Annotated in this window: 4 protein-coding genes; all 4 read left to right on the top strand. The window is 57.4% G+C overall.

The genetic code is table 11. The features are described from left to right. Positions 1-182: 182 nt before the first annotated feature. Positions 183-698: an Hcp family type VI secretion system effector gene (locus F8N49_RS21945; protein ID WP_007949952.1), complete on the top strand. Its 516-nt coding sequence runs from the start codon at positions 183-185 to the stop codon at positions 696-698. A gap of 134 nt (positions 699-832) precedes the next feature. Next, positions 833-2,875, top strand: coding sequence for a type VI secretion system tip protein TssI/VgrG (gene tssI, locus F8N49_RS21950; RefSeq protein ID WP_151552544.1), 2,043 nt, complete (start codon positions 833-835; stop codon positions 2,873-2,875). Next, complete coding sequence (locus F8N49_RS21955; protein WP_122751926.1) at positions 2,865-3,608, top strand: DUF4123 domain-containing protein; 744 nt, start codon at positions 2,865-2,867, stop codon at positions 3,606-3,608. The genes tssI and F8N49_RS21955 overlap by 11 nt, the downstream gene beginning before the upstream one ends. Next, entirely contained in the window at positions 3,605-8,506 is a 4,902-nt protein-coding gene (locus F8N49_RS21960; RefSeq protein WP_151552546.1) for an RHS repeat-associated core domain-containing protein, read from the top strand. Before F8N49_RS21955 ends, F8N49_RS21960 begins: the two co-directional genes overlap by 4 nt. Positions 8,507-8,558: the final 52 nt, after the last annotated feature.

Here is an 8,558-nt window from a genome sequence, read left to right on the forward strand (position 1 = left end):
CTTCTTGCGCACTTCCTCCCGATTTTCCCGCTGAAAAACGCCGCGAATGATGACCAACCAGCGTGGCGCCCCCGTCATCCGGGCACCGCGCAAAACCTGGCACGCTCCTTGATAACACTGGGTCACCCACCGGGCGATTTCGCCTCCGGGCACCCTAAATTTATCCGCAAGGAGAGCACCCCATGGCAACACCAGCGTACATGTCGGTTACCGGCGAAAAACAAGGCCTGATCACTGCCGGCGCTTTCACCGCCGACTCCGTTGGCAACACCTACCAGGAAGGCCACGAAGACCAGGTCATGGTTCAGGCTTTCACCCACGACGTGATCATCCCGCGTGACCCGCAATCCGGTCAGCCAACCGGTCAGCGCGTTCACAAGCCAGTTGTGATCACCAAGGTCTACGACAAGGCTTCGCCACTGCTGCAAGCAGCTCTGACTTCCGGCGAGCGCATGAGCGAAATCGTTATCCAGTGGTACCGCACTTCGGCTCAAGGCACCCAAGAGCACTACTACACCACCAAACTGGAAGACGCGATCATCGTCGCCATCAACAACAAAATGCACAACTGCCAGGATCCAGGCAACGCGCACTTCACCCACCTGGAAGAAGTGCAGTTCACCTACCGCAAAATCACCTGGACCCACGAAGTATCCGGTACTTCGGGTTCCGATGACTGGCGTGCTCCAGTCGTTTAATTACGGCTGACCGTTACACGCATCGGCCAGCTCTGCTGGTCGATGTTGTTTACGCCCCTCCAGAATTTCGCGTACGTTGAGCCGCTTTTTTGCGGTCGTCGACGGGCGCCGCTGTACAGCACGAGGAACAAGGGATGTTCGCGCCGGCCAATGAAACCCACTTTGCCCTGACCATCGAAGGGCTTTCCGCCGACTTTCAGGTGTTTAACCTGACCGGCCGGGAAGCCATCAGCCAGCCTTTTGTCTTCGAGGTGGAGCTGGTCAGTGAGCAGCCGTCGCTGGACCTCGAAACCCTGCTGCACAAACCGGCCTTTCTGCAGCTGTCGCCTGACGGCAGGGGCATCCATGGCCAGATCTACCGCGCCGCACAAGGCGATTCCGGCAAGCGTCTGACCCGTTATTCGGTGACGCTGCGCCCGCAACTGGCGTATCTGGCGCACCGCATCAACCAGCGCATCTTCCAGAACCTCAGCGTGCCGAAAATCATCGGCCAAGTGCTGGAAGAGCACGGCATCCAAAGCAACGCCTACGAATTCAAGACCGGCTCGATCTATCCCGAGCGCATCTACTGCGTGCAATACGACGAATCGGATCTGCATTTCATCCAGCGCCTGTGCGAAGAAGAAGGCATTCACTTCCACTTCCAGCACAGCGCCAACGCGCACAAGCTCGTTTTCGGCGATGACCAGACGGTGTTCCCGAAACTCGCCCCGGTGCCCTATCAGCAAGACTCCGGCATGGTCGCCAGCAACCCGGTAATCAAGCGTTTCGACCTGCGCCTGGAAACCCGCACCAGCCGCACCACCCGCCGCGACTACGACTTCGAAAAACCGCGCCTGACCCTGGAAAGCGAAAACCGTGGCGACGCCCTGCCCGACCTCGAAGACTACGATTACCCGGGTCGCTTCATCGACCGCGAGCGCGGCAAACATTTGGCCAAACGTGCCCTCGAACGCCATCGCAGCGACTTCCAATTGGCCGAAGGCAAGAGCGATCAGCCGTTGCTGGTCAGCGGCCATTTCCTCGCCCTGACCGAACACCCGAAAGCCAAGTGGAACGACCTCTGGCTGCTCACCGAAGTCCTGCATGAAGGCAAGCAGCCGCAAGTGCTCGAGGAGTCGGTGACCAGCGACACCACCGCGCTGAAAGACGATTTCCATCAGGGTTATCGCAACCGTTTCCAGGCCACGCCGTGGGACGTGCCCAACCGCCCGCCGCTGCGCCACCCGAAACCACGCATTCTCGGCAGCCAGAGCGCCGTGGTCACCGGCCCGAAAGGTGAAGAAATCCACTGCGACGAATACGGCCGAGTCAAAGTCCAGTTCCACTGGGATCGCGAGGGTCAGGCCGACGACAAGACCAGCTGCTGGCTGCGCGTCTCCAGCGCCTGGGCCGGCGCCCAGTACGGCGGCATCGCCATCCCGCGCATCGGCATGGAAGTGCTGGTCACCTTCCTTGAGGGCGACCCCGATCAACCGCTGATCAGCGGCTGCCTGTACCACAAGGAAAACACCGTCCCCTATCCACTGCCGGCGAACAAGACCCGCAGCACCTTCAAGACCCTGAGTTCGATGGGTGGTGGCGGCTACAACGAACTGCGCATCGAAGACAAAAAAGGCCAGGAACAAATCTACCTGCACGCCCAGCGCGACTGGGACGAGAACATCGAGCACGACCAGAAGATCCGCGTCGGCAACGAACGCCACGACACCGTCGAGCAAAACAGCTACAGCGAATTCAAGGCCGAAGAACACCACACCGTCTACGCCGACCGCAAAGTCGAAACCCGCGCCAACGACCACCTCACCGTCGGCGTGAACCAGCACATCAAGATCGGCACCGGCCAGTTCATCGACGCCGGCCAGGAAATCCACCTGAGCAGCGGCATGAAAGTGGTGATGGAGGCTGGTGCGGAACTCACGCTGATCGGCGGCGGCAGCTTCATCAAGATTGATGCTGGTGGCGTGACCATGAGTGGGCCGGTGATCAACATGAACTCCGGGGGTAGTCCCGGCGCTGGTACGGGCGCCGCGCCATTGATGCCCGGCGTCCTGAAACAGGCGGATGCCGACAAGGCTGGCCAGGTCCTGACCCCGGCGCAAATCAACACCCTCAAACGTAACGCGCCGTTCTGTGAAGAATGCGAAAAATGCAAGGCAGGTGCCTGTGCCATCTGAACCAATCACCCCCAAGGACTGGCTGGCGCAACAGCCGCTGCAAAGCGGAGAGCGCTTGTACCTGGTCGTCAGCGCGGCCAGCGATGCCGACGCCCTGAAAACCCTGTACCTCACCGAACCCACCGCCCAACTCATCCCGATCTGGGGCGGCACGCCCTACTCCACCTGGCAACCGGTGATGCCCTACCTCACCGAACTCAAAGCCAACTCCGCTTTCCTGCCCTGGATCGCCGACACCGACGCCCTCGACTGGGGCTGGCTGGCGGTGTCGCGTTCAGAGCCGAACGAAGTGTTCGAACATCTGCGCAGCCTGACGCAGGTGAAAATGCCGGATGGCACCGAGGTGTTTTTCCGGTTTTGGGATGGGCGGCATATTTATCCGATTCTGCGGGGGCTTGGGGAGAAGGCTGGAGAAATGCTGCCGGTGTTTGAGCGGTATCTGATCAATGGGCAGGCGCTGGAAGTGGGCACGCGAGTTGTGCCGAAGGTGCGGGACTGGCCGTGGTGGGAGGTGCCGAAGGGGTTGTTGGAGGGGTTAATGGCAGAAAATCCATCGACCGTTATCGGCAACATGATGCAGTGGTTGCAAGAGGAACACGCCGATCTGTATTTCTCCTTTCCCGAATCGAACCTGAAACAAAAAGTGGCGCGCTTTGTTAAACGCACGCCACTCACGGAAGAAAACTTTACCGGGCTGTTGAAGGCCTATCTGGAAAAAGAGGTGGTGGTATGAGCGTTTTAATGGGCGGGATCGTTGGCGGTCTCACAGCAAAACAACCCGATGCTCAGGCCATCATCAACGACTTCAAGAAGTGCCTGAAGGATTACCGCGAGCATGCCGAAGCCTGGTACGGCGGCATTCTGGATGCGGAGCAGCAATTCAAAGTCGGTGACGAAGTTGGCACGGCTGACAAGGACAGCAAGAAGGAAAATACCCTTTATGCCAACTGTCCTGCGAACGGCAAGCTGGTGCTGATCCATAGTTTCGAGTCCGCGCGCTTTGTGCCGATCGGCAATACGCCAGTTCAACTGACACCGGTCGTCAATGCCCGCTTCATCGGCAAAAACGAAGTTGGCCCGACCATCAATAAAACCATTGACGCATCAGGGATTCTTGAAGTTTCAGGCCTTACTCCCAATCAGCAATACAAAATCACCTTCTTCCCGAATCCTACGCGTGCCCAGATCGACAGTTTGTTCAATTCCTACCAAGGCGTGATCGGCGAGTTGGGCGGCTGGCTACAAACCGAATGGAGCACCAGCTTCCTCCCGCTATGGCAGGCGCACACCGAAGCCTCCCTTGGAGGTCGCGCCTTGCAGGAGCTGGAAGCGGCTTGGGAAGGTTTCATGAAAGCGATCATGGGCTTATGGGGCGATATCAAAAGTCTCTACGACCTCATTGCCCATCCTCGCGAAAACTACGAGAAGCTGAAAAATTTTTTCACTGAAGAACAGATCAAGAAGATCTACGACGCCTCTGCCGACGCTATTCACACGGCTTTGTTAATCGCGAGCGATGAGCCGCTGATGTGGATATACGTCGCGGCCATCGTGGCCTGGGTGAAGATGCTGCCGCCGCAGACTTGTACCGAAGTGCTGGCGCAAATGTCGACAGAGTTCCTGCTCAACATTTTGATCGGCGTTGTTTTGACTGGTGGTCTTGGCTTGGCCGTACGCGTGGGTACAAAAGCCGTCAAAGGGGTACAAAGCAGCGGCAAAGTCATAAAGCTGATTGAAGACTTCACCGGCATGTTGATGAAAGTCAGCAAGTCCAAAGCGACGCCGCATACCGAAGCATCGAAGCCGTTGCTACTCAATGGTGATTCGAAATTCAATCCGGCACGCAAAGCGGATGTTCAAATTGCCGCTCCCAAACCTGCCGAAACGGCCACAGCGCCTAAAAGCAAGCCACCGATCACCGGCGGAAGTGATTCGAAATTCAATCCGACACCCAAAGCGGATCCTCAGATTGCCGCTCCCAAACCTGCCGAAACCGCGACAGCTCCGAAGAGCAAGCTACCGGGCACCGGCGGAAAACTGGAATCCGATGCGCAGATTCAAACCCGTAAAAAAGATGAGCCAGCCTCACGGATCGAGCAAGTAGAGACCGTCGACAACGCCCCCGAACAGCCGAAGAACCCAGCAAAAAAACCTGCACAATGCGTCGACGACACATGCTCAGACGGCGAACCAGTATCGATGGTGACCGGTGAAGAGTTACTGACGCTCACCGATGGGGAACTGGGTGGCCTGCTGCCTTTTGAGTGGACACGCCTGTACCGAAGCAGTGCAGTCGAAATTGATAGCCGCCTCGGCTATGGCTGGAGTCATTCACTGTCTCATCGCTTGCAGATCGACGATGAGGGTGTGCTGTGGACGGACAACGAGAACCGGCAAACCCGTTTCCCGATGCCCACGGAACAGCGGCCGGCCATCACTAACAGCCTGGCTCAGGCAGCGATTTATCTAGGTAATGAACCCGGCGAACTCATTTTGACCCAAGCCGGGGCAAAAACCCGCTTCTACCATTTCCGTGCCGGTCGACTGACCGCGATCAGCGATGCTTACGAAAATCGTCTGCACATCAGTTATGACTTCGTTGATCGTATCCAGCGCATAGATAACGGCGCAGGGCGCGCCCTTTTGCTGCGCTACGAAGACAGACACATCGTTGCTGTCGACCAACAGCAACAACGCCACGAATACAATGAACGCGGCGAACGCCAAGACCCATGGCTGACGATTCATACCCTCGTCACCTACCGATACAACGCACTCAATCAACTGATTTCTTCCACCAATGCGATCGGCGAAACCGAGCATTACCGCTACAACGATCAGCACGTCATCCTTGAGCGACAAATGGCCGGAGGGGCTAGCTTCTTCTGGGAGTGGGAGCGTGAAGGCAAGCTGTCCCGATGCGTGCGTCATTGGGCCAATTATGCGCAGATGGAAGCGCGTTACGAGTGGGACGATAAAGGCTCAGTCATTGTCCATAACGCTGACGGCAGTGAGCTGGTCTATGTGCATGACGAAAATGCACGCTTGGTCAGTGAGACCGCGCCCGACGGTGGTGAGACGCAGAACGCTTATGACGATAACGGCCGATTGATCGCCGTTAAAGACCCGATGGAAGCGATCACCGAGTATCAGTACAGCGATGCCGGACGCTTGATTGCGGTGATCCCCCCGGAAGGTGTTCCGACGCGTTACAACTACTTCAACGGTCAACTTATTGATGTCCAGCGCGGCAAGGCCCGCTGGAAATACGAACGCAACCGCCAGGGCGATATTACCCAACAAACCGATCCTGACGGCAACGAGACCTTCTACAGCTATGACCGTCAGGGACGCTTGCTTGAGATCCGCCACCCCGACGGCAGTCGTCATCAACTGGGCTGGAACAACCTCGGCCAATTGCTGGAAGAACGCCTGCCGGATGGAGGTCAACGCAAGTATCGCTACGATGCGCTCGGCCGGCAAATCACTCGCCAGGACGAATTCGGAGCGATCACCCAATACCAATGGGATGCCGTCGACCGCCTCACTCAGGTCACCCTGCCCGGCGGCGCCACACGTGCGTTTACCTACAACCCGTATGGCCGCGTCACCGCCGAACGCGACGAGCTCGGGCGGATCACCCGCTACGAATACGCCGACAACCTGCACCTCGTCAGCCGCCGGATCAATCCCGACGGCAGCCAACTGCGCTATCGCTACGACAACTCGCAACTCAACCTCACCGAGATCGAAAACGAGCGCGGCGAACGCTATCAACTCGATTATTACTCGAACGGCCTGATCCAGCAGGAAACCGGTTTCGATGGTCGACGCACCGCGTACGAGTACGACCTCAACGGCCAACTGCTGAAGAAAACCGAGTGCGGTGACGACGGTAGTGAACTGGTTACCGAATACCAGCGCGATGCCGCAGGCCGTTTGCTGGTCAAGACGCTGCCCGATGGCGAAGAGATTCATTACAGCTACGACGCACTCGGTCGCCTGGTAAACGTCGACGACGGCCATTGGCCGCTCGCTTATGAATACGACGTGCAAGATCGCTTGATCACCGAACATCAGGGCTGGGGCACCACGCGTTACGCTTACGACAACGTCGGCCAACTCAGCCACTGCCGTCTGCCGGATGGCTGCACGCTCGATTACCGTCATTTGTCCGGTGGACGCCTGAGCAGCATCGACCTGAACGGTTCACGCCTGACCAGCCACCAATTCAATGCAGGCCGCGAGCAACAGCGCCAACAAGGCTTGCTGCTTAGCCAATACCAATACGATGAACAGGGCCGACTACAGGCCCACAGCGTCAGCCAACGGGACAAACACCTGTTCCAGCGTCGCTACAACTACGATGCCAACGGCAACCTCGCCGGTATTAACGACAGCCGCAAAGGCAACCGCAGCTATCACTACGATCCACTGGATCGCCTGATCAGCGTACGCGGCGCTATGCCGGAGAGCTTCGCCCATGACCCGGCAGGCAACCTCCTCGGCCAGAATGACCTGCCCGCAGCCAACCTCGCCAACGTCAAAGGTAATCGCCTGCTGATGCAAGGCGACCGCCACTACGACTACGACGCGTACGGAAATTTGATCCGCGAGCGTCGCGGCAACGGCCAAAAGCTCGTCACCGAATACCGCTACGACTGCCAGCATCGCCTGATCGGCGTGAGTCTGCCAGGCGGCAGCACTGCAACCTACAAATACGACGCCTTCGGTCGCCGCTTCGAAAAAACCGTCGACGGCCACACCACTGAATTTCTCTGGCAAGGCGAACGCTTGATCGCCGAAAGCGCAGAAAATCGTTATCGCAGCTACATCTACGAACCGGGCAGCTTCCGCCCATTGGCAATGCTCGACGGCGAAGGCCCACTAAAGGCTGCCCCGTTCTACTATCAACTCGACCACCTTGGCACTCCGCAAGAGCTCACCGACTACAGTGGCGAAATCATGTGGTCCGCGAAGTACCGCGCCTATGGCAACCTCGCGGCGCTGGACGTCAGCGAAATCGATAATCCGCTGCGTTTTCAAGGGCAGTATTTCGACGCCGAGACAGGGTTACATTACAACCGCCACCGCTACTACAATCCGGGGACTGGACGGTTTTTGACGCCGGATCCGATCAAGCTTGCGGGTGGGTTGAATAGCTACCAGTACGCGCCTAACCCTACGGGGTGGGTGGATCCTTTGGGGTTGAGTAGCGAATGTCCACAGAAGAAAGCTAAATCTAAGGGCGATATCGGTAACCCTTCCGAAAAAGCCAAGGTCAACGAAGGCGAACCAGCGGCACCTTCCCCCGTCCCTCGCGGAGAAAGTACTACTCGTGTCCGGCACTACACCAACAGAAAAGGCTCTACTGGTATCGAAAGCGATGGTGTAATCCAAGCTCAGGATAACAATCGTGTTTACGTCGAACCCGCCAACAAGAAGCCGCTGAGCCAGCTTGATGCTGAAGAAAAATACCAAATTGGCAGAGGCCGCGGCCGGGATTACATTGAGACAGACGTACCTGACTCGCAGCTCGAATGGGTTAAAAACCCTAGGTATGGAACTATGGAGCTGACCATTAAAGGAAACTTAAAATTAGAGAACCCAACTTTTACGCGGAGAAAATAATGTTAGAAAAAAACAAGAAAATCATACTGACTGGCGAAGATGCTCTGGAAGC

The sequence above is a fragment of the Pseudomonas sp. GXM4 genome (genome assembly GCF_008923895.1).
In the GTDB taxonomy this organism is placed as follows: Bacteria; Pseudomonadota; Gammaproteobacteria; order Pseudomonadales; family Pseudomonadaceae; genus Aquipseudomonas; species Aquipseudomonas atacamensis.

Coding starts and splice junctions, on each gene's coding strand:
- F8N49_RS21945 (WP_007949952.1), top strand. CDS start 183: ATGGCAACACCAGCGTACATGTCGGTTACCGGCGAAAAACAAGGCCTG.
- tssI (WP_151552544.1), top strand. CDS start 833: ATGTTCGCGCCGGCCAATGAAACCCACTTTGCCCTGACCATCGAAGGG.
- F8N49_RS21960 (WP_151552546.1), top strand. CDS start 3,605: ATGAGCGTTTTAATGGGCGGGATCGTTGGCGGTCTCACAGCAAAACAA.